The 20,343-nt window shown below is 70.2% G+C and carries 22 protein-coding genes; 18 read left to right on the top strand and 4 right to left on the bottom strand.

What is annotated here, in order from left to right; all coding sequences use genetic code 11:
• Positions 1–49 precede the first annotated feature (49 nt).
• From RN743_RS11050 to RN743_RS11035, 4 genes are all read left to right on the top strand, one after another.
• On the top strand, positions 50–838 hold the full coding sequence (locus tag RN743_RS11050) for a cyclase family protein (protein ID WP_310779867.1): 789 nt from the start codon (positions 50–52) through the stop codon (positions 836–838).
• A 62-nt stretch (positions 839–900) separates the two neighbouring features.
• Positions 901–2,061: a serine hydrolase domain-containing protein gene (locus RN743_RS11045; RefSeq protein WP_310779865.1), complete on the top strand. Its 1,161-nt coding sequence runs from the start codon at positions 901–903 to the stop codon at positions 2,059–2,061.
• Positions 2,062–2,089: 28 nt separating this feature from the next.
• Positions 2,090–3,499 carry an amidase family protein gene (locus RN743_RS11040; protein ID WP_310779863.1) on the top strand — a complete coding sequence of 470 codons (1,410 nt, stop codon included), beginning with the start codon at positions 2,090–2,092 and terminating at the stop codon, positions 3,497–3,499.
• A gap of 95 nt (positions 3,500–3,594) precedes the next feature.
• Positions 3,595–4,812 carry a M20/M25/M40 family metallo-hydrolase gene (locus RN743_RS11035; RefSeq protein WP_310779861.1) on the top strand — a complete coding sequence of 406 codons (1,218 nt, stop codon included), beginning with the start codon at positions 3,595–3,597 and terminating at the stop codon, positions 4,810–4,812.
• Here the strand turns inward: RN743_RS11035 and RN743_RS11030 are convergent.
• Together RN743_RS11030 and RN743_RS11025 are read right to left on the bottom strand one after the other, a co-directional pair.
• The gene (locus RN743_RS11030; RefSeq protein ID WP_310779859.1) at positions 4,809–6,299 is read right to left on the bottom strand and encodes a sodium:solute symporter family protein; all 1,491 of its coding nucleotides are present in this window, start codon (positions 6,297–6,299) and stop codon (positions 4,809–4,811) included. The two genes, RN743_RS11035 and RN743_RS11030, sit on opposite strands and share 4 nt — an antisense overlap.
• Entirely contained in the window at positions 6,299–6,565 is a 267-nt protein-coding gene (locus RN743_RS11025) for a hypothetical protein (protein WP_310779857.1), read from the bottom strand. The genes RN743_RS11030 and RN743_RS11025 overlap by 1 nt, the downstream gene beginning before the upstream one ends.
• 92 nt (positions 6,566–6,657) lie before the next feature.
• On the opposite strand from RN743_RS11025, the gene RN743_RS11020 reads away from it, so the two are divergent.
• The 5 genes from RN743_RS11020 (at position 6,658) to RN743_RS11000 (ending at position 11,422) form a co-directional block, all read left to right on the top strand.
• Positions 6,658–7,665 carry an MBL fold metallo-hydrolase gene (locus tag RN743_RS11020; protein WP_310779856.1) on the top strand — a complete coding sequence of 336 codons (1,008 nt, stop codon included), beginning with the start codon at positions 6,658–6,660 and terminating at the stop codon, positions 7,663–7,665.
• A 6-nt stretch (positions 7,666–7,671) separates the two neighbouring features.
• Positions 7,672–9,405 (top strand): hypothetical protein, encoded by a 1,734-nt coding sequence (locus RN743_RS11015; RefSeq protein ID WP_310779855.1) that lies wholly within the window; start codon positions 7,672–7,674, stop codon positions 9,403–9,405.
• Between the two features lie 4 nt (positions 9,406–9,409).
• A complete protein-coding gene (locus tag RN743_RS11010) occupies positions 9,410–9,856 on the top strand; it encodes a hypothetical protein (protein WP_310779853.1) in 447 nt (148 codons plus the stop codon).
• 76 nt (positions 9,857–9,932) lie between these two features.
• Complete coding sequence (locus RN743_RS11005) at positions 9,933–10,757, top strand: hypothetical protein (protein WP_310779851.1); 825 nt, start codon at positions 9,933–9,935, stop codon at positions 10,755–10,757.
• Entirely contained in the window at positions 10,754–11,422 is a 669-nt protein-coding gene (locus RN743_RS11000) for a metal-dependent transcriptional regulator (protein ID WP_310779849.1), read from the top strand. The genes RN743_RS11005 and RN743_RS11000 overlap by 4 nt, the downstream gene beginning before the upstream one ends.
• Before the next feature lie 13 nt (positions 11,423–11,435).
• On the opposite strand, the gene RN743_RS10995 is transcribed toward RN743_RS11000, so the two are convergent.
• Positions 11,436–12,188: an NAD-dependent deacylase gene (locus RN743_RS10995; protein WP_310779847.1), complete on the bottom strand. Its 753-nt coding sequence runs from the start codon at positions 12,186–12,188 to the stop codon at positions 11,436–11,438.
• Positions 12,189–12,294: 106 nt separating this feature from the next.
• On the opposite strand from RN743_RS10995, the gene RN743_RS10990 reads away from it, so the two are divergent.
• From RN743_RS10990 to speB, 8 genes are all read left to right on the top strand, one after another.
• Positions 12,295–12,543: a hypothetical protein gene (locus tag RN743_RS10990; RefSeq protein ID WP_310779845.1), complete on the top strand. Its 249-nt coding sequence runs from the start codon at positions 12,295–12,297 to the stop codon at positions 12,541–12,543.
• Positions 12,540–13,427, top strand: a complete 888-nt coding sequence (locus tag RN743_RS10985; RefSeq protein ID WP_310779843.1) for a PHP domain-containing protein — start codon at positions 12,540–12,542, stop codon at positions 13,425–13,427. Before RN743_RS10990 ends, RN743_RS10985 begins: the two co-directional genes overlap by 4 nt.
• A gap of 114 nt (positions 13,428–13,541) precedes the next feature.
• On the top strand, positions 13,542–13,901 hold the full coding sequence (locus RN743_RS10980; RefSeq protein ID WP_310779841.1) for an iron-sulfur cluster assembly accessory protein: 360 nt from the start codon (positions 13,542–13,544) through the stop codon (positions 13,899–13,901).
• A 58-nt stretch (positions 13,902–13,959) separates the two neighbouring features.
• Positions 13,960–14,577: a dephospho-CoA kinase gene (coaE, locus tag RN743_RS10975; protein ID WP_310779839.1), complete on the top strand. Its 618-nt coding sequence runs from the start codon at positions 13,960–13,962 to the stop codon at positions 14,575–14,577.
• An 11-nt stretch (positions 14,578–14,588) separates the two neighbouring features.
• The gene (locus tag RN743_RS10970) at positions 14,589–15,608 is read left to right on the top strand and encodes a bifunctional oligoribonuclease/PAP phosphatase NrnA (RefSeq protein ID WP_310779837.1); all 1,020 of its coding nucleotides are present in this window, start codon (positions 14,589–14,591) and stop codon (positions 15,606–15,608) included.
• 136 nt (positions 15,609–15,744) lie between these two features.
• The gene (locus tag RN743_RS10965) at positions 15,745–16,194 is read left to right on the top strand and encodes a hypothetical protein (RefSeq protein WP_310779835.1); all 450 of its coding nucleotides are present in this window, start codon (positions 15,745–15,747) and stop codon (positions 16,192–16,194) included.
• A gap of 113 nt (positions 16,195–16,307) precedes the next feature.
• Positions 16,308–16,709, top strand: coding sequence for a transcriptional repressor (locus tag RN743_RS10960; RefSeq protein ID WP_310779833.1), 402 nt, complete (start codon positions 16,308–16,310; stop codon positions 16,707–16,709).
• The gene (gene speB, locus RN743_RS10955; protein WP_310779890.1) at positions 16,619–17,650 is read left to right on the top strand and encodes an agmatinase; all 1,032 of its coding nucleotides are present in this window, start codon (positions 16,619–16,621) and stop codon (positions 17,648–17,650) included. Before RN743_RS10960 ends, speB begins: the two co-directional genes overlap by 91 nt.
• Positions 17,651–17,671: 21 nt before the next feature.
• Here the strand turns inward: speB and RN743_RS10950 are convergent, their stop codons facing one another.
• Entirely contained in the window at positions 17,672–19,453 is a 1,782-nt protein-coding gene (locus RN743_RS10950) for an ABC transporter ATP-binding protein (protein WP_310779830.1), read from the bottom strand.
• Positions 19,454–19,553: 100 nt separating this feature from the next.
• Here RN743_RS10950 and RN743_RS10945 point away from each other — a divergent pair, with 100 nt between their 5' ends.
• Positions 19,554–20,312, top strand: coding sequence for a hypothetical protein (locus RN743_RS10945; protein WP_310779828.1), 759 nt, complete (start codon positions 19,554–19,556; stop codon positions 20,310–20,312).
• Positions 20,313–20,343 lie beyond the last annotated feature (31 nt).

Raw genomic sequence — 20,343 nt, 5'->3', positions numbered from 1 at the left:
CCGTCGGTCCTCGCCGCCTCAAACCCGAACCGAGTGGAGCCGTTCGCTCATGAAACTCTACGATCTCTCACAGCCCCTCAATCAGGACTGCTTCTTCTGGCCCTACTATCCCCCCTTCGAAGTGAAGTACATCAAGCGGAAGGTCGAACACGGGGTGAACGCGCAGTACATCCAGACCTCGAACCACATGGGCACGCACCTCGATGCGCCGCGCCATTTCGTGACCAACGGGATGACGGTCGACGAGATCCCGCTCGAGTGGCTGTACGGGGACGGCGTCATCGTCGACCTGCGCGACGAGATGGGCGACCTCGCCGTGTACACGCCCGAGATGATCGAATCGCGGGTGGAGATCCGCGACGGAGACCTCCTGATCCTGCACACGGGCTGGGAGCGCTTCGCGCAGTTCGGCGCCGAGGCGAACGAGGAGCGCTACGTCCATACGCACCCCGGCGCGCACCCCGACATGGTGCAGTGGCTCATCGACCGGAAGATCAAGGTCTGGGGCGTGGATGTGATCTCCACCGATCATCCCATGAACCTCCCCATCGGGAGATTCCTCGGAAAAGGCACCTTCGGACACTGCGACCGCGTGCGGGCGATGGCGGAGAAGGTGTTCGGCGGGGCCGAAGCCGTGGAGGAGCTGTTTCCCGAGGAGCACTACCAGCTCACGCACAATGCGCTCTTTCCCCACAACTGCATGCACATAGAGAACCTCGGCGGACGGATCGCCGAGCCGGAGCTGCAGAACCGGCGGCTCACCATCGGGTGCTTCCCATGGAAGTTCAAGGGAGGAGAAGCCGCCTTCTGCCGCGTGGTGGCGTTCCTCGAGGAATAGTCGGGGATGGACGGCCGGGCGAACATGCGCGCCCGGGAAGTCTTCAGATGGAGAGGTTGAACATGACGATCGCCAGCCGTGCACGGAAAAACGCATTGCCGCTGCTGTCGCTCCTCCTGTCGTTCGGTTTGCTGTCGCAGGCCGCAGCCCCGCTGGAGGCGCAGAGCTTCTCGTGGGAGGGACTGCTCGACTACATGGAGCAGATCCGTAATGACAACGACCTTCCCGGGCTGTCCGTCGCGGTAGCGGTGGACGGGGAGATCGTTTTCTCCGAGGGGGTGGGCGTCGCCGAACTGGACAACCGCACCCCCGCCAGCGGGCGGACGGTCCACAACGTGGGATCGGTGTCGAAGGTGCTGGCCGTGGTCGGGCTCATGCAGCTCGTCGAGCAGGGGAAGGTGGACCTCGACGCGACGCTCCAGACGTACATGCCCTGGTATCCCGAGCGGGAGTTCCCGATCACGGTGCGCCACATCCTCACGCACACCTCGGGGATCCGGCACTACAACGGCGTCGAATTCGGACCCCACGGCCTGCTGGCGCTGCGGCACTACGACACCTTCGAGGAGGCGACGGAGCTGTGGCGCGACGACCCCCTCGCCTACGACACGGACTCCGGGTGGATGTACTCCTCGCACGCGCACAACCTCCAGCACGGGATCGTCGAGGCGGCGTCGGGGATGGACTACGAGGAATACCTCAAGCGCAACGTGTGGGAGCCGGCGGGGATGTTCGCGACGCAGTTCGATGTCCCGTCGCGGGTCGTGCAGAACCGCGGCCGCGGCTATGTCCGGGGCGAGTCCGGCCGCTTCATCAACGCCCCGCCGGAGGATCCGAGCTACAAGTACGCGGGCGGCGGCATCATCTCGAACGTGGAGGACCTCGTCCGCTTCGCGATCGCGATCAACGACGGGCGCCTGCTCGCGCCGGAGACGGTGGCCGAGATGCACCGGCCGCAGCTCGAGCCCGGGATCCGGCAGATCGATCCGTCGTCACCGGACGGGCTGGGCGATCCGATCGCGCACGAGCAGGCGCTGGCGTGGTTCATCCGCACGGATCCGAAGGGGCGCCGGTATCCGAGCCATACGGGCACGGTGAAGGGGACGCGGTCCTTCCTCGCGAACTTCGACGACTACGGCGTGGTCGTCGCGCTCCAGACGAACGCGCTCCCGTTCGACTCGGCGAGGTACGGCGAGGCCATCGCCCAGATGTTCCTGCCGTAGGCGCCGGGGCCGGGGAGATTCGCCTGCCGTGACGGAACCCCGCGATCCGGCGCTGCTCCCGGCGCGCGAGCAGGCCCGGCGCATCCGCGCGGGGGCGCTGAGCGCGGGCGACCTGCTCCGCGCCTGCCTGGTCCGCGTCGAACGGCACAACCCGGAGCTCAATGCGGTCGTCACCCTCAACCCCGCCGCGGAGGCGGAGGCGGCCGCGGTCGACGCCTCCCTCGCGGCCGGCGCGGATCCGGGACCCCTCGCCGGGCTCGTCGTCGGCGTCAAGGACGTGACCGAGACGGCGGGCCTCCGCACGACGTACGGCTCGCCGCTGTTCGCGGACCACGTGCCCGGGGAGGATGCGCTCGTCGTGCGTCGCCTGCGCGAGGCCGGCGCGGTGATCCTCGGGAAGACGAATACGCCGGAGTTCGCCGCCGGCGGAAACACGTGGAACGAAGTGTTCGGAGTGACGCGGAACCCGTGGAATCCCGCCCTCAGCGCGGGAGGGTCGACGGGGGGCGGCGCCGTCGCTCTCGCCACCGGGATGATCTCGCTCGCGCAGGGCACCGACCTGGGCGGCTCGCTGCGGATCCCGGCCTCGTTCTGCGGAATCGCCGGGCTTCGCCCCACGCCGGGACTCGTCCCGACGGTGCCGGCCGCCTACCTGTGGGACGATCTGCAGTCGACCGGCCTGATGGCGCGGGATCCGGAGGATGTCGCCTTCGGGCTCCGCGCGATCTCGGGACCCGCTCCGGCATCGCCGGTCTGCGCCCCCGAGCCGCGCTGGCCGGCACCCGGCGCCGCGGATCTCGCCGGATGCCGCTGGGCCTGGTGCGGCGACATCGCGCGCATCGGCATCGACGGCGGCGTAGAGGCGGCATGCCGCGACTCCGTGGCGTCGCTTCGGTCGGCGGGCGCGCAGGTCGACGAGGTGGATCTCGACCTCTCCTGGGCGTGGGACGCGTTCCTCGTCCTCCGCGGGCACTGGTTCGTGTCCCACTTTGAGGCCGAACTCCACCGGGTCGATGCCTTCGGCCCCAACGTGTCGGCGAACCTCCGCTCCGGCCTGGCGCTGACCCCGGCCGAGATCGGCGCGGCGGAGAACGCGCGCCGCCGGGTGAGGGAGGCGCTTCTCGTCCTCCTCGAAGGCTACGACGCGCTCCTGACGCCGTGCATGGCGATCCCGCCCTTCCCGGCGGAGCAGAACTATCCGGAGACGGTCGGGGGGCGGCCGATGAATACGTACGTGGACTGGATCGCCCCCACCTTCCTCCTCTCGATGCCCGGCCTGCCCGTGGCCTGCGTCCCGGCGGGGCTGGATGCCGCGGGGCTGCCGGTCGGGCTGCAGGTCGTCGGGCCCCCGCGCGGGGAGGGACAGACGCTCGCGGCGGCGGCGGCCATCGGGGCGGCTCGGCCCATCGGCCTCCCGCCCTCCGTTACTGACGACTGAAGCGGGCGGCGAGACGTTCCCGCAGGAACCTTCCGCGCTAGATTCCACGCTCGCGGCTGCCGCCGACCAAACCCCGAACCCCCTGAGAGCCGATCATGACCATGTCAAACGACCGCACCGTTTCGGAGTTGTCCGGCGAGGGACTCGACGCCTGCGTCCGGTTCCTCCAGCGGCTCATCCGCACGCAGTCGATGCCCGGCGAAGAAGGCGAACTCGCCATGCTCGTCGTCGACGAGATGCGCGAGCTCGGCTACGACGAAGTCGAGTACGACGCGGCGGGCAACGTCATCGGTCTCCTCCGGGGGCTCGGCGACGCTCCCTCTGTGATGTTCAACACCCACCTCGACCATGTGGACGCCGGGGATCCGGCCGACTGGCCCCACGACCCCTACGGCGGCGAAATACATGACGGCCTGCTGTGGGGGCGCGGTGCGATCGACATCAAGGGACCGCTCGCGGCGCAGATGCACGGCGTCGCCCGGCTCATCGCCGCCGGACGGCGGCCCCCCGGCGACGTCTACGTAACCGGAACGGTACAGGAGGAAGTCGGGGGACTCGGTGCCCGCTACATGGCCGAAACGCTACGGCCCGACCTGGTCCTGATCGGCGAGCCCAGCCGCAACGAGGTCCGTCGCGGACACCGGGGCCGGATCGAACTCCGCGTCCAGGTGCGGGGGAAGATGGCCCACGCCTCGATGACCGACATCGGCCGCAATCCGCTGACTGTGCTCGGACGGTTCCTCGCCGCGCTGGAGGACGTCGACCTCGCGCACGATCCCGACCTGGGCACCTGCTCGATCGCCCCGACGCTCATCGGGACGGACCAGACCAGCGGCAACGTCATCCCGGGCCTGGCGGAAGTCACGCTCGACTGCCGCACCGTGACCGGGCAGGACGCGGCCTCGCTCAGGGAGCAACTCCTTCCGGTGCTGCGGGCGTGCGAGATCGAGGGGTCAAGCAGCGACATCCTGATCCCGCAGCATGAGCGCTCCAGCTACGCGGGGTACGAGATGACGTACCCGGCCGACAACCCGGCGCTCTCGCTGCCCGCCGACCACGACGCGGTCCGGACGGCGGTCGAGGTCCTGGCCGGTCCGCTCGGGGCCGAGCCGCCGGTCGACATCTGGGACTTCGCGACCGATGGCGGACACTTCGGGCTCGCGGGCATGACCGTGGTCGGCTTCGGGCCCGGGGACGACCGCCTGGCCCACACCGTGAACGAGCACATCGTGATCGACGAACTGGCGAGGGGAATCCGCGGCAACGCCGCCCTCGCGTTCCTGTGGCCGGCCCGCTACGCCCGAGCGAGCTAGTTGTCGATGAACTCGGCGACGTGCGCGGGGGCGAGGCGCCCGGTATGGCGGGAGACGGCGATCATGACGAGGACGTTCCCGACCATGCCGTAGATCCCCGGGTGAACGCCGGCGGTCGCGGCCGCTGAGACGAGATCCAGCCGCAGCGCCAGATCGAGGAAGAACGCGATGGCGCCGCCCGTCACGAGGCCCCACAGCGCCCCCGCGCGCGTGACGCCCCGCCACAGGAAGGTCACGACCGTCAGCGGGAAGAGCTGTGCGATGAACCCGTAGCTGAGGAGCAGCAACTCCACGAGGCTGAGTCCGGGGATCAGCGCGAGCCCGTAGCTGGCGGCGCCCACGAGGATCACCATGAGGCGGATCCAGCGCCGCTGCGCCGCGTCGTCCAGCGCACCGGGCCGCAGGTTTCCCCAGAAGTCGCGGACGGCCACGGATCCCGCCGCGTGCAGGAGCGCGTCGCCCGTGGACATCGAGGCCGCGAGCGCCCCCGCGCAGAAGAGTCCCACGATGACCGGCGGCAAGCCGATCAGCGCCGACGTCACGATCGTGGGCAGGATGGCGTCCGCGGGCTCGACGCCGGGGAAGGCGAGCACGCCCGAGAACCCGATGAAGAGGATCGGGACGAGGAAGAGCGCGAAGGTCGGATAATAGACGACCGTCCGCTTGAGGGTGTCGACGTCGCGGGCCGTGTAGATCTTCATGAAGTAGTGCGGCCACACGCTGAACCCGAAGGCGGAGATGGCGACCGAACTCGAGTAGGCGCCCCAGCTCCACGGCTGTCCGTCCGCCCCGAGTCCCGGCCCCCGCAGCATGTCCGGGAGCCCGGCGGCGATCGCGTCGAACATGGGACCCACGCCGCCGTGCAGCTTCGCCGGCAGGTAGAGGCCGAGCCCCCACGCGAGCACCATCATGAACATCCCCTGGAACGTGTTCGTCCAGCCGACTCCCAGCACGCCGCTCCGGAAGACGTAGACGAGGACGACCCCGTACGCGATTGCGGACCCGGCCCACTGCGGGACGCGTCCCTCCGTCACCACGTTGAAGACGTATCCCGCCCCCTTCATCTGGATCACCAGGTAGGGGACGAAGGCGAAGATGGAGAGGACCGCGAGGATGGCCGGGATCGCGCGGCTGTCGAAGCGGTGCGCGAAGAGTTCGGCCTGTGTGACGTAGCCGAAACGCCGGCCGAGAGCGGCGACGCGCGGGCCGAAGAAGTACCACGGGACGAGCCCGACGGAGGCGTAGGCGAGGATGTAGAAGGCCGCCGCCCCGCGCGAATAGGCCCAGCCGGGCCCGCCCAGGAAGGCGAACGCGCTGAACACCGAGGCCCCCATGATGAAGTAGAGGACGAGGAAGTTCAGCGAGCGGTCGCCCGCGACGTAGCCCTCCGTGCTGTCCGAGGCGTGGCGGCCGGAGGCGAGCCCGATCGCGAGCGAGGCGAGCAGGTACCCGATCGTGACGAGGAAGACGATCAGCCAGGCCGGCATCAGCCGTCCGTGCCGTTCGGATCGTCGTCAGCGGTCTCGCGCTTCCGTTCCCACAGGTAGTACCCGAAGAGAACGAAGAAGGAGAAGAGGAGTCCGACGACGACGTAGAAGAGCGAGAACGGCATCGCGAGCACGCGAGGCTCGATGGTGGCGAACCGCGGATAGACGGGCCACACGAGCGCCGCGAAGAGCAGCACGTAGAAGACCGCGACGGCGATGGCGACGGGGTGGCGGTCGGAAGGCGTGGCGCGGCGTGGTTCGTCCATCGCCGCAAAAGGCCGGCTGCGCCGGATCCGGTCAAGACTGGTCGAGCGGTTGAACGCCGGGCTCGATCGAACGATCTTGCCGCATGTTCCGCATGAAGCGAAGCCGTAAGCGCCCCGACGCCGCCTCCGGCCTGCTCGCCGTCTGCCACGCGCTGGCGTTTTCGGCGTGCGGCTCGGGAGAGGCCGGATCCGGTGCCGCCGAAGCCGCCGGCGACGGCGAGACGGCGCCGTCCGCCCCGGCTGGAGGCGTCGATCTCTCGACCGGGATGCACGTCGTGCTGCTGGGGACGGGGACGCCCAACCCCGAACCGGAAGCATCGGGCCCCGCCACCGCAATACTGGTGGATGGGCGGGCCTACATCGTGGACGCCGGCGTGGGCCTCGTACGCCGCGCGGCGGAGGCGGCCGACCGCTACGGCGCCGAGGGCCTCACGGCGGCGCGGCTGGATATCGCTTTCCTCACTCACCTGCACAGCGACCACACCCTGGGGCTGCCGGACCTGATCCACACGCCCTGGGTGGCCGAGCGGGAGGCGCCGCTGAAACTGTTCGGCCCCGGCGGGACGGTGGCGATGGCCGAGCACCTGACGGCCGCATGGGAAGCGGACATCGAGAACCGGCTCGGCGGCCATCAGCCGTCGACGCCGGACGGGTGGCGCGTGGAGACGGTCGAGATCGACCCGGGGGTCATCTACGAGGACGACCGCGTCCGCGTGACCGCCTTCGCGGTGGTGCATACGGGCTGGCCGGAGGCCTACGGCTTTCGGTTCGACGCTGCGGGGCGCTCGGTGGTCCTTTCCGGCGACACCGCTCCGACCGAGGCGATCGTCGAGATGTGCGCGGGCTGCGACGTGCTCGTGCACGAGGTATACTCGGCCACGACATTCCGTGACCGTCCGCCGGAATGGCAGGTGTATCACGCCCAGGCCCACACCTCGACCGTCGAACTGGCGGAACTCGCCGTGCGGGCGCGCCCGGGAATCCTCGTCCTGCATCACCAGTTGGCTTGGGGAGCGACACCCGAGGAGATGGTCGCGGAGATTCGCGCCGCCGGCTACGACGGACCGCTCGCATACGGCCGGGACCTGGACGTGTACTGAACTGAGATGTGTGCGGGCTGGAACATCCGGACCCACGCCTCCCGCGCGGCGCCTGCCTCGGCGCTCGCGCTCATCGCGCTCTCGGCGTCGGCGGTCGCCACGGCCCCGGCCCAATCCCGCGAGCCTCCCGCATCTCCCAATGCCGCCTCGGCGCTGAAGATGGCGCGCGACGCTCAGCGCGCATTCGAGCACGTCCGGCGCCGCAACTTCCCGCGCGGCCCGCTGGTCAACCCGAGATGCGGCGAGGGGATCGGGCGTTTCTGCCTCGTCGAGGGGTGGGACGACGACGATTGGAAGCCGGTCCCGGAGGAGCCCGAGGTCGTGGAGGAGCGGCACGTCCTGATCGCGGTTCTCGACAGCGCCGCCCGTATCGTCCCCGGCGACGAGTGGCTCGCGGGGCAGCGCGTCGCCTACCGACTGGAGGCCGGTCGCGAGCAGGAGGCGCTCACGCTGCTGGACGCCTGCCGCGCGGAGAGTGCGTGGTGCGCCGGGCTCACCGGTTTCGTGCTCCAGGAGAGCGGCCGCTATGCGGAGGCGGAGGCGGCCTTCGACCGCGCGCTCGGCCGGATGACCGAGGAAGAACGCTGCGGCTGGACCGAACTCGGGCCCGTGCTCGACCGCCGGACGCGCGGCCGCTACGAGCGCCTCGCCTGCGGCAGCCCGCCGCGGCGCGCCGTGGAGCGCTCGTTCTGGCACCTCTCGGACCCGCTGTGGCTCGTTCCGGGGATGGAGCGGCGCTCCGAACACCTCGCCCGCCGCGTCCGCGCCGCGCTCCAGGCCGACGCGGCGAGCCCCTGGGGGATGCGGTGGGGCGACGACCTCACCGAGATCACGCTGCGCTTCGGCTGGCCCGCCGGCTGGGAGCGGGCGCGCCGCCGGTTCGTCGGCTCGCGCACCGACGAGATCATCTGGTCGCACCGCCTGCCGGGGGCGCAGAGGTTCACCGTGTTGCAGCTCGGGTCCGCGGACGACGGGCCGCTCTGGGACCTGGATGAGCCGGAGGGGCGCACGAGCTGGGCACCGGCTTTCGGCGAAATCGCCGACCTTCCTCACCAGGTGGCCAGCTTTCGACGCGAAGGGCGCCGACGCTTGGTGGCCGCGTTCAGGTGGCCGGACTCCGTGCCCCCCTGCGATCTCGAGACGGGTCTCTTCCTCGCCGACGCCCACGGCGTGACGGCCTCGCGTACCGGCCGCGGCGACGGGCCGCTGGCGGTCGCGGAGCCCCGCGGGTTCGTCCCGGCCACCCTCGTCGGCGTCGAGGCGCGCTGCGCGAAGGGACCCGGCGCCGCACGCGCGCGGATGCCCCTCGCCGCCAGCCATCCGCAGCTGTCCGACATCCTGTTGCTCGACGCCGCCGGCGCTTCCCCCGCGACGCTCTCGGAGGCGCTTGCCCGCGCGCGAGGCCACCGCACCGCCCGGGCGGGCGAGACCCTGGCCGTCTATTGGGAGTGGTACGGCTCCCCGACCACCGCCGGCGCGCTCCAGGTGACGCTGTCGCTGGCGCGGGAGGGGAAGGGGTTCTGGCGCAGGGCACTCGAATGGAGCGGCCTCGCCGGCGACGGCACGGAACAGGCGGGCATCCGCTGGCTCGAGACGGCGACGAATCCCGCCGCCGAGGGCCGCACCGTCGAACTCCGCCTCCCCATGCTCGACGAGGGCCGGTATCGCCTCACGCTCCAGGTCGTTTCCCCGACAGGTGCGGCGGTCGAGTCCAGCGCCGAAATCGAAATCAAGGAGTAGACCCGTGATGCACGCCAGGATCTTTCCGTCCGCCCCCCGTGGCTTCGTTCCGGCCGTCGTCGCCATCCTCGCGGCCACCGTGCCGGTCTCGGGGTGCGGCGAGGCCCGTGAACCGGCGGAACCGAATGCCGGAGCCGCCACCACCGGGCGCACGCCCCAGTTCGAGAACGAGTACGTGCAGGTCTGGAAGAGCGTGATCGCCCCGAACCAGCCGCTCGAGATGCACCGCCACGACAACCCCCGCGCCATCATCGCGCTCAAGGGGGGGACGCTCACCGTCGTCAGCGACGCCGGCGAACGGCACGACATGACGTGGGAGACGGGCCGGGCCTATTGGCTGGAGGCCGATCCTCCGGGAGAACTCCACGGAGATGTGAACGAGGGGTCCGAACCCGTCGAGGTCATCGTCGTGCAGTTGAAGGGCGTTGGCGGCGCGCCGGACACGCCGTGACGGGCCTGCCCCCAACGTGCATATTCCGCTACCGCGCGACGACCGAATCGACTCGCAGCCGACACCGGAGGCCCCCATGAACCACCGCCCCCAACTCCCGCGACGCCTCGGCCCCCTCCTGGCCCTTGCCCTCGCCGCGGCCGCGGGCTGCGCGCGGGACGGTTCATCCCCCGCGGCCTCGACCGCCGCGCTCGAACCCGACCAGGTTCTCGCCGATTCGCTCATCGGCGCCTGGGTCGAGGCCGCAGGTGGCATGGACGCCTGGCACGGCATCGAGTCGGCCCGCTACACGATCACCACCGTGTGGTACGATTCCGTCGGCGAAATCCGCCGCATGCGCCCTCGCCGCGTGGAATACCGCAAGGTGGACGGCGTCGAGCAGACGCGGATCGAGCGCCCCGAGGCCGAGGGCCTCTACGTCCAGACCTTCACGGGCTCCGAAATGTGGGCGACGCTCAACGAGCGGCTTCTGGAGCCGGGAATCCGGGCCTGGGACGAGTCCGAGTACGTGGGCCGGGATGTGGTCTACTGGTTCGGGCTCCCGTACAAGCTCTACGACCCCGGCGTGAACCGGCGGGCCGGACCCCGGGACGAAGGAGGATACGAGGTGCGCATCACCTTCGGCGACGGCGTCGGCCTTCAGTCCGGCGACCGCTACTTCTACTACTTCCTCGACGACGATCCCTGGCCCGAACAGGTCCATTACATCTCGCAGGGGAGGGGAGAAGAGAGCCGCGCGCGCATGTACTGGGACGGCTACCGGACGGTCGGCGACTTCACGTACGTCATCTCGCGGCTCTATCGGGACACGCAGATGAACCCGACCCGCGAACTCCGCCATGATGACGTCGAACTGAACCCGGTGCTGTCGGATTCCATCTTCCGCCGGCCGGGTTCGTGAAATCGGGTCCCGCGGACCCGAGCCGGGCGGTCGAAGACTACCTGAAGGCCGTCTACAGGCTCCAGCAGGCGGACGAGCCGGTGTCCACGACGGCGCTGGCCGAGGAACTGGACCGCTCCGCCGCGTCCGTTACGAACATGGTCAAGAGCCTGGCGGCTCAGGGGCTCCTCCGGCATACCCCCTACCGGGGCGTGCTCCTCACGGCCGCGGGCAAGGCGGCGGCGCTGCGGATCATCCGCAGGCACCGGGTGATCGAACTGTATCTGATCGAGAGGCTCGGCTTCTCCTGGGAGGATGTGCACGCGGAGGCCGAGCGCCTCGAGCACGCCGCCTCGGAAGCCCTCATCGACCGGATGGCGCAGGCACTCGGGGAGCCGTCGATCGACCCGCACGGCAGCCCGATCCCGACGCGTGACGGCGAACTCGCTCGCACGGAGTGGATCCCCCTCGCGGAGTTGAAGGGGGGGCGCGGCGTCGTGCGCGAGGTCTCCGACCGGAGTCCGCGGACGCTGCGGGAACTCGCCGCGCTTGGGCTCTTTCCGGGTACGCGCATAAGGTACCTGGGCGAGCGGGCGGGCGGCGCAGCCCGCCTCGAAGTGGACGACCGTTCCTTCGATGTCGAGCCCGTCCTCGCCCGCGCCGTATTCGTCGAACGCGAGTCCTAGCAGATTTCCGACACTAGTCCAGCAGGGCGGGGAGGACCGTGCCGGCCTCGCCGCGCAGCGCCGCCGCCGCGACCTCCGTGAGCGCGGTCCGCCGCACATTGATCTCCACGATGAGTCCGCCGGCCTCGCGCGTCGCGAGCGGCAGGGCGGCGGCGGGGTAGACGACGGCGCTCGTCCCGATGACGAGACAGAGATCGGCCCCCTCCGCCAGCCGCCGCGCGCGGTCCAGCAGCTGCGGGTCGAGCGTCTCGCCGAAGAGGACGACATTGGGTCGCCGGAGCCCCCCGCAGCCGGAACACCGGGGAAGCGTCTCGCCGAGCGGCTCGGCGGGCCAGCGCGCCTCGCACGACTCGCAGCGGTCACGCCCCACGGCGCCGTGAAGCTCGAGCGGCAGCGCCGCCTCCGCCGGATCCTCGCCCGCCTCTTCCAGCGCGGCCCGCGTGTGGAGACCATCGACGTTCTGGGTCACGAGGCCGGCCTCCCCGCGCCGCAGGAAGAAGCGCGCCAGCGCCCGGTGCCCCTCGTTGGGCCGGCAGCCGGCGAGCGCCGAGCGCCGCCACGCGTACCATTCGAGCACCGTCCGCGGGTCGCGCGCGAGCGCTTCGGGCGTGGCGAGTTCCTCGGGGCGGTAGCTCTTCCACAGCCCGCGGGCGTCACGGAACGTCGGCACTCCCGATTCGGCCGAAATCCCCGCCCCCGTCAGCGCGACCACGTGCCGGGCTTCCCGCACCAGTCGGCGGGCCTGTCCCCATTGACCCTGTTCCATCGTCTCCCGATCTTGTGACCCCGACCTCGACTTGGGCCCGCATGCCGCGCCCGAGCCCGCAGCGCCGCCCCGAAGGACGACGAACCGGATAACGGACGATGAACGCGTGAGCATGAGAATCAAGGCCGAGGGAGACGTGTGGCGGGCGGAACTCGCCGAGGAGAATGGAGAGCGCGTCGTCGTGTTCTTCTGCCAGAGCACGGACCAGCGCCCCTATCGCGTGGTTCGCCTGGACCCGGACCGGTACAGCGCGAGCGACCCTCCGGAGGAGGTGCAGGAGGAGGAACTCCGGGACCTGTTCGAGGCCTCGCGTTCGATGGGAATCCCCCGCGACTATCCGACCTACAGTCGGTGAACGTCGCCATCGCCGGCCGGACGGTCCCGGGGTCCGGGACAGGCCCGTGCGTCGACCTGCACATGCACTCGACCGCCAGCGATGGCACGGTCGCGCCGGCCGACGTGGCCCGGGCCGTGGCGGAGGCCGGCCTCGTCGGGTTCTCGCTCACGGACCATGACACGACCCAGGGACTCGCCGAGGCCGAGGCCGCGGCGCGGGCACTCGGTCTCCGCTTCCTGCCGGGGGCGGAGTTGTCCGCCAACGAACCCGGCCGGTCCGTGCACCTCCTGGCCTACGGGTTCGATGCGGCCGATCCCGGTCTGCAGGCCTTCCTCTCCCGTTACCGCGAAGACCGGCAGCGGCGGGCGCGCGAGATCGTCGAGCGGCTGCAGGCCGCGGGCGCACGCGTGACCTGGGAGGACGTCGAACTCCAGGCGGGCGCCGCTGCCCCGACGCGGGCCCACGTCGGCCGGGCGGTCGTGGCCTGTGGCGCGGTCGCGGATATCAACGAGGCGTTCCGGCGTTACCTGTCGCGTGGACGTCCCGCCTTCGTCGGCAAGGAACCGACGCCGCCGAAGATCGTATTCGATTGCGTGCACGCGGCGGGCGGCGTCGTCTGTCTCGCCCACCCGGGCAGGGCGCATGGCGAGGATGATGTCCGACGCTGGGCGAGCCAGGGCCTGGATGGCGTCGAAGTCGTCCACCCCGCGAACCCCCCGGCCGTGCAGAGCCGCATGAACGCCCTGGCTGGCGAACTCGGCCTGCTCCGCTGCGGAGGTTCGGACTGGCACGGGCCCGACGCGGGCCGGCGGGGCGTACCCGGGTGGGCACATGTGCCCCTGCGGTGGCTGGAAGAGATCGGTCGCCGGTCGAGTCGGAAGGCCGACCGGCAGCCTGCCTGAGCGGCTGCCGCCCGCCGGCGCTGGGGCGAAACGACGAAGTCGGTTATCTTGAAAGAGATGGACAGCGCCGAGACCCGGCGCGCTGAGTACGTGAGCGAAGCAGGCAAGGGCGGTATGAGCGAAATAGCAGAGGCCACGCAGTCGGCCGAACCCATCGTCACGCTGACACCCGAGGCGGCCGTCAAGGTCCGGGAGTTTCAAGCTGGAACGGATGCCGAGACGGTTCTGAGGGTGAGCGTGATTCCGGGCGGGTGCTCCGGTTTCGAATACGGGCTGGACATGGACACGTCGGTGCGCGAGGACGATTTCACCTTCGAGTCAGAGGGAGTGCCGGTCGTCATCGATCCGTTCAGCGCGCAGTACCTAGCCGGCCTTTCCATCGGATACCACAGTTCCTTTCAGGGCACGGGGTTCACGTTCGAGAACCCGAACGCGACCGGGAGTTGCGGCTGCGGGACCTCCTTCGCCGTCTAGCAGAACGCGGCCCCCGAGGCCCGGCGCGGAAGCCCGGGGTGCGCGGGTGAACGGCACGATGCCGTTTCGCGTCGGACTGACCGGGACGGTGGCCGCCGGCAAGAGCACGGTGGCCCGCGATCTGGCGGAACATGGCGCCACCGTCATCGACTCCGACGAACTCGCGCGCGAAGTCGTGCGTCCGGGATCCCCCGCGTACGCCCGCATCCGCGAGACGTTCGGGAGCGGGGTCATCGGCCCGGACGGGGCCATCGACAGATCCGCGCTCCGGGACGCGGCCTTCGCCGAAGAACAGGCCCGCGAACGCCTCGAAGAGATCTCTCACGCCGGAATCCGTGAACTCCGGGCCCGCCGAGTCGCCGAAGCGGCGGCGGCGGGCGTGCGCGTGATCGTCGAGGAAATCCCCCTCCTGTTCGAGGTCGGCCTGGAAGACGACTACGACATGATCGTCGTCGTGGATGCGCCGCGAGAGGTGCGCGAGGCGCGGGCGCGGGGGTCCCGTGGCTGGACCGCGGAGGAATTCGCCGCCATCGATGCAGCACAGCTTGCGGGTGCGGAGAAGCGGCGTCGGGCCGACCGCGTGCTCGACAACCGCGGCGATCCGGGAGAACTGGACGTTGCCGCGCGCGGACTCTGGCGGGAGATCCTCGACGCGGCGGGCGGGGACGGGTCTTGACCGCGTCCCCGATGTCACCGGTTCGCGCGGAGGCGCTCGAGGCGATCCGCAGCCGTCTGCGCGGCGCCTCGTCCGTCGTGCTCACGACCCATGTGAACCCCGATGGCGACGGGATCGGCAGCATGGTTGCACTGGCCTCCCGGCTGCTGCGGCACGGAGCCGAGGCCACGATCGTCACTCCGAGCCGGCCGCCGCCCTCGCTGCGATTCCTCCTCAGGGACATCCCGGCGCTCGTCGAGGAGGACCCGGCAGCCGCGGACCCGCTGAACGGGGCCGACACGATCGCCATCCTCGACACCGCCGAGCCGAAGCGTCTGGGGAGCCTGCCCGAGCATGCGGAGCGGACGGGGGGCGTCCTGATCGACCATCACCCGCCCGTGGGGTCTCCGCTCGTGCAACCGGCGATCCGCGATCCCTCCGCCTGCGCGACGGGCGAACTGGTCTACGACCTGCTCTCCCTTGACGACGAGGGGCTCACGCGCGCGGAAGCGGAAGCCCTCTACGCGGCGATTTCGACGGATACGGGCTCATTCCGCTTCTCGAACACCTCCCCCCGCGCGCACGCGATCGCGAGCGAACTGCTGGAGACGGGGGTGGATTCGGGCGCGCTGTTCCGCGAGCTGTACGGCGTGTACAGCCGGGGGCGGCTGGCCCTCATGCGGTTGGCCCTCGAGCGCCTGGAGGTCGATCCTCGCGTCCCCATCGCCTGGATCGCGCTGGACCGTCGGGCCCTTTCCAGGACGGGTGCGCGCAGCGAGGACATGGAAGGTCTGGTCGAGTTCCCGCGCCGACTCGCGGGAATGGAGGTCGGACTCCTCTTCCGCGGCCTCGCGCGCGACCGGACGAAGGTCTCGCTGCGTTCGAACGGGGAGGTGGACGTGTCCGGCGTCGCACAACTCCTCGGCGGCGGCGGACACGCGAAGGCTTCCGGCGTCCTCGTTGAACTTGATCTGGACGAGGCGGTGCGAGTCGTGCTGGATGCGTTGCGCCCGCTCGTGGAAGCGGCCGTCGCCTCGAAGCGGGACCGGTAGCGCGGACCGACCGGCCGCGTGGTCGGGCTCTTTCCGATTGGCCCCGTGCGGGAGTTCGGCGTATGTTCCGGGGGTGCCGTGCGTTCGGGGCCGCCTGAAACGGGGCTCGGGGTGGGGATTCGGCGGGGAGGGTGCGATGGACGCGAAAGTCACGAAGGACATGCCGTACGCAGGGAACGGGATCATGGACGATCCGGGTTCTCGCGCGGCCCGGCTCGGCGACCTCGGTCGGCGCATCCCTCCCCCCCGCATCGCGGACGTGTGGCTCTTTCCGCCGCTCCCCCAAGTCGAGGAATCTTCCGAGTTTTTCCTCTTCACGAGCATCCTCGAGGACGGTGGGCGCGCGCTGTACAGCGCGCGCATGGTGCCGGCCAACGGCACGCCCTCCCACCAGGTGGTTGTGGAGCACGGTCGGGCGCCGGCGAACCGCGTGCCCGGTCTGGTGGCCGGGCTGCAGCGGCGACTTGGACAGCCCGCGGCCGTCCGTCACATACCCATCGAAGGTGACGGCGCGCGCTGGGAGGCTCTCCTGGAGCAGTCGCGGGAGGCGGATGCTTCCGTTGATCGCGCCGGACAGGGTCGTTAGCTTCGGCAGACGCGAGGATCGGCCGCGAAGGCCGAGCGATGGCCCGTTTCCGACGGTGTAATGCTTAAGTGAGCCCTCCCGAAACTCCACGCCGAGGCGTGTCCCGAGAAGAGTTGCGTCGCGCCCTGGAAGCCGGCGGGCACCGGTTTACGATCCAGCGCGCGGCGGTGTACCGCGTGCTGTCCGGCACGTCCTCTCACCCGACGGCGGACGACGTCTTCACCTCGGTGCGCGAGCGGATTCCCGACATCAGCCTCGCCACGGTCTACAAGGCGCTCGAGGCGTTCGTGACCTGCGGGGTCGCGCGCAAGCTCTCTTTCGGCGTGGGTCCGGCGCGCTACGATGGCCGAACCGACGATCACGAGCATATCCGCTGCCTCTCCTGCGGCCGCGTTCAGGACGTCGAGGGCCTGCGGCCGCGCGACTGGATGGAGAGTTTGGCCGAAATGACGCCGTTCAACGTCGTCGGCTATCGGCTCGAGCTGGAGGGCTACTGCCCCGACTGCCTGCACTGAACGAGGCCGATCTGCCCCGCAGCCTCGCGGAGCACGCCTGGACGGACCGCCACAACTTCCTCGACCTCCCGCCTGAACTGTGCCGCTGGGCGGCGGCGGACGCCGTCATCCTCCCGATCCCCTACGAAGCGACGACGAGCTGGGGGACGGGCACGCGCGAGGGTCCGGCGGCGATCATCGAGGCGTCCCGCTACATCGAGTGGTATGACGAGGAACTGGATCGCGAGCCGTACGAAGTCGGCGTGTGCACGCTCCCGTCCATCGACCTCGGCACGGTCGGCCCGGAGCCCGCGATCGCGAGGCTGCGGGCCCTCTACGACGATCTGCTGGAAGCCGCCGGGGACCGGTTCATCATCGGATTGGGCGGAGAACATTCGGTTTCCAGCGCTCCCGCCGGCGCGTGGGCGGACCGGCTCGGCGGCGACGTCACGATTCTCCAGTTCGACGCGCACACGGACCTCAGGGATCGTCACCACGACTCTCCGTGGAATCACGCCTGCGTCATGCGCCGCGTACTCGAGCACCTGCCGGACGGCGGGAACCGGGGGAAGGCGGCGGACATCGTGGCGGTCGGGATCCGCGCGCTCACGCGGGAGGAACGGGACGTCATTCGCGAACACCGCATCGAGGTCGTGTTCGCGCACGAGATGCGCCGGGAGGGCTGGATCGAGAGGGCGGTGGAGGCGCTTGGGGAGAACGTCTACATCACGTTCGACGTGGACTTCTTCGATCCGTCGCTGATGCCGGCCACCGGTACGCCGGAGCCCGGGGGCGGAAGCTGGTGGGACGCGCTGGATCTGCTCTCCCGGGTCTTCGGCGAGCGCAACGTCGTGGGCGCGGACATCGTGGAACTCGCCCCTCGGCGCGGCGAGGAGGCGTCGGCCTTCACGGCGGCGAAGCTTGCCTACAAGATGATCGGGTTCTGGTCGGAGTACCGGTAATCCTGCAGGCCGCCGTGGCGGTCAGGCGGTTGCGACGCGCCGCTGCTCGATGCGCTCGAGTTCCTCGGCCACGAGCTGCCGGCGCAGCAGGCGCGCGTAGGCGCCGTCGGCGGCGATCAGATCCTCGTGCCTGCCGCGCTCCACGAGGCGTCCGTCCCCGAGGACCAGGATCATGTCGGCCGTGCGCACCGCCGATACGCGGTGGGACACGATGATCGAGGTGCGCCCGGACATGTACTCCCGCAGAGCCTCCAGGATCGCGGTTTCCGTCTCCGAATCCACGGCCGACAGCGCATCGTCCAGGACGAGCACCGGCGCGTCCCGGTGGACCGCCCGGGCCAGCGTGGCTCTCTGTTTCTGTCCGCCGGAGAGGTTGATGCCGCGTTCGCCCAGCCGCGTGTCGATCCCGTCTGGAAGGATGGCCAGCGTCTTCTCCAGTTGCGATACGGCGAGCGCGCTGCGGAGGTCGTCCGAGACCGGCTCCCCCGCACCCTTCTCGCCGTGCAGGAGTTCGATGTTCGTCCTCAGTCGCATGCTGAACAGGAACGGCTCCTGCGGCACGAAGGCCATCGAGTCACGCAGCGAGCCCAGTTCGAGGTCCCGGATATCCACGCCATCCAGGCGAATCGTCCCCTCCGTCACGTCGTAGAGACGGGGGATGAGCGCGGCCAGCGTGGACTTGCCGCTCGCGGTCGCGCCGACGATGGCGACGGTCTGCCCCGGTTCGATACGGAAGGAGATGTTCCGCAGCACGTCGCGCTCCGTCCCCGGATAGCGGAAGGAAACGTCGTCGAACTCGATCGCGCCCCGCACGGACCCGAGCGAGACCGGCGACTCGGGGTCGCGGACCGCGGGAACGATGTCGAACAGTTCGTTGAGGCGGCCCATCGAGGCGGCGCCACGCTGAAAGAGGTTCGTGACCCAGCCAAGCGCGATCATGGGCCACATCAGCATCGTGAGGTAGAAGGAGAAGGCGACGAAATCGCCGAGCGTGATGGCGCCGCGGATGACTTGTCCGCCTCCGAACCACAGGACGACGACGGCGCCGAGGCCGGCGAAGAACATCAGCGACGGGTGGAACAGCCCCCATACGCGGGCGAGGGAGAGATTGCGCGACTTGTAGTCCCGGTTGAGGGTCTCGAAACGCCGGGCCTGGGCCTCCTCGCGCACGTACGCCTTCACGATGCGGGTTCCCGCCAGGTTCTCCTGGGCGAAGTTGGAGATCTCCGAGAACTGGGCCTGGATTCTCTCGAAGCGCTCGTGAATCTGCCGGCCGAAGACGAACACGATGGGGGGGAGGACGACCATCGGGATCATCGCCCAGAGCGTGAGCATGGGGTCGATCCAGATCATGAGCCCGAGCGCCAGCGTCGCGACGGTGGCGGTGTTCACCGCATACATGATCGCGGGTCCGGCGACCATGCGGACCGCCTGCACGTCGTTCGTCGCACGACTCACGAGATCGCCCGTCCGCCAGGCGTCGAAGAACTGCGGCGGGAGCCTGAGGAGGTGCGCGAAGAGGGCGCCCCGGATATCTGTCTCCATGCGGCGGCTCAGCCCGTTGAGAAGCTTGCGCATCCAGAATCTCGTCGCGCCGGCGACGACGGAAATCGCCGTGAGCACGAGGGCGTAGCGCAGGATGAGGTCGGTGCGGAGTTCCCTCTCCAGCGCGTCGACCGCCATCTTGAGCACCCATGGGCCCGCGACCGTGAACAGGTTGCTCATGATCACGAGCGTAAGCCCGGCCGCGATTCCCACGCGGTACGGACGGAAGTAGGGTAGCAGCGCTGTGAGCGATCTCAAGAGGTCTCCGCGTGGAGCCGCCGGGCGTTTACTCTGCGGGGTGCCGTTCGAACGTATGTGCGGGTTGCAGGCCGTACAACGACACGATGAGAGGGACAGGATGGAACGGACAACGTCAGCGGTTCTCGCCGCGCTGGGCGCGATGACCGCGATGGTCGCGGGCTGTGCGCCGGAGATCGGCCCCGGGGCGGAGGGGAGCGCGGATGCGAACGACGCGTCCGCGGTGAGTGCGCCGCCCGCGTCACCCGTGCGTCGCCCGCCGGCTGCGCCTGTGGCCGGGGGGGCGGTGGCCGAGCCGGGCGGCGCGCCGGAGATGACGTACACGATGGTGACGGTACAGGCCGGCGCGGAACTGGAGGTCGAGCTCATCGATGCGATCCGCACGGGCGACCTCCGGCCCGGGGACGCCCTGAAGTTCGGGGTGACGCGGCCGTTGATCGAGAACCACGTCGTCCTGGTGCCGCTGAACTCGCTGATCAATGGCGAGATCACCGCGGTCGGGGCCGCCGCCGAAGACGGGGATGACGATGAAGCCGGTGGGGCGGGCGAACGCGTGATGGTGAAGGTCCACTTCGTCGATGTCTTCTTCAACGGAGCGTCCTGGCCCCTGTCGGCGTCGGTGGTGGAGGTCATGCCGGGGCCGGGAGGCGAAGCGGCGACCGGAGGGGCGGCCGGCATGAATCTGGGTCGCGTCCTCGCCGGCGGTCGTCAAGGCGCGGTCGCGGGCGCCGCGGCGGGAGCCGCACGGGGTTCCGCGGTCCTGCTCGCGGCCGACGGAGCGGGACCGGCGCTCCCGGCCGGAACGATCCTCAGGTTGCGGCTCGACGAACCCCTGGTGTTCGGGCTTCCGAACAGCTGAGGACCGGAGGCGGCGCCGGCGTGCGCGTCCG

Origin of the sequence: Candidatus Palauibacter scopulicola, assembly GCF_947581915.1 — a bacterium.
GTDB lineage: Bacteria > Gemmatimonadota > Gemmatimonadetes > Palauibacterales > Palauibacteraceae > Palauibacter > Palauibacter scopulicola.
This window is presented reverse-complemented; position numbering and strand designations above follow the sequence as displayed.

What these genes read in the sequence shown, in the direction of transcription:
- RN743_RS11050 (WP_310779867.1), top strand. Translation starts at nt 50, where the DNA reads ATGAAACTCTACGATCTCTCACAGCCCCTCAATCAGGACTGCTTCTTC.
- RN743_RS11045 (WP_310779865.1), top strand. Translation starts at nt 901, where the DNA reads ATGACGATCGCCAGCCGTGCACGGAAAAACGCATTGCCGCTGCTGTCG.
- RN743_RS11035 (WP_310779861.1), top strand. Translation starts at nt 3,595, where the DNA reads ATGACCATGTCAAACGACCGCACCGTTTCGGAGTTGTCCGGCGAGGGA.
- RN743_RS11030 (WP_310779859.1), bottom strand. Translation starts at nt 6,299, where the DNA reads ATGCCGGCCTGGCTGATCGTCTTCCTCGTCACGATCGGGTACCTGCTC.
- RN743_RS11025 (WP_310779857.1), bottom strand. Translation starts at nt 6,565, where the DNA reads ATGGACGAACCACGCCGCGCCACGCCTTCCGACCGCCACCCCGTCGCC.
- RN743_RS11020 (WP_310779856.1), top strand. Translation starts at nt 6,658, where the DNA reads ATGAAGCGAAGCCGTAAGCGCCCCGACGCCGCCTCCGGCCTGCTCGCC.
- RN743_RS11015 (WP_310779855.1), top strand. Translation starts at nt 7,672, where the DNA reads ATGTGTGCGGGCTGGAACATCCGGACCCACGCCTCCCGCGCGGCGCCT.
- RN743_RS11005 (WP_310779851.1), top strand. Translation starts at nt 9,933, where the DNA reads ATGAACCACCGCCCCCAACTCCCGCGACGCCTCGGCCCCCTCCTGGCC.
- RN743_RS10995 (WP_310779847.1), bottom strand. Translation starts at nt 12,188, where the DNA reads ATGGAACAGGGTCAATGGGGACAGGCCCGCCGACTGGTGCGGGAAGCC.
- RN743_RS10980 (WP_310779841.1), top strand. Translation starts at nt 13,542, where the DNA reads ATGAGCGAAATAGCAGAGGCCACGCAGTCGGCCGAACCCATCGTCACG.
- coaE (WP_310779839.1), top strand. Translation starts at nt 13,960, where the DNA reads ATGCCGTTTCGCGTCGGACTGACCGGGACGGTGGCCGCCGGCAAGAGC.
- RN743_RS10970 (WP_310779837.1), top strand. Translation starts at nt 14,589, where the DNA reads ATGTCACCGGTTCGCGCGGAGGCGCTCGAGGCGATCCGCAGCCGTCTG.
- RN743_RS10965 (WP_310779835.1), top strand. Translation starts at nt 15,745, where the DNA reads ATGGACGCGAAAGTCACGAAGGACATGCCGTACGCAGGGAACGGGATC.
- RN743_RS10945 (WP_310779828.1), top strand. Translation starts at nt 19,554, where the DNA reads ATGGAACGGACAACGTCAGCGGTTCTCGCCGCGCTGGGCGCGATGACC.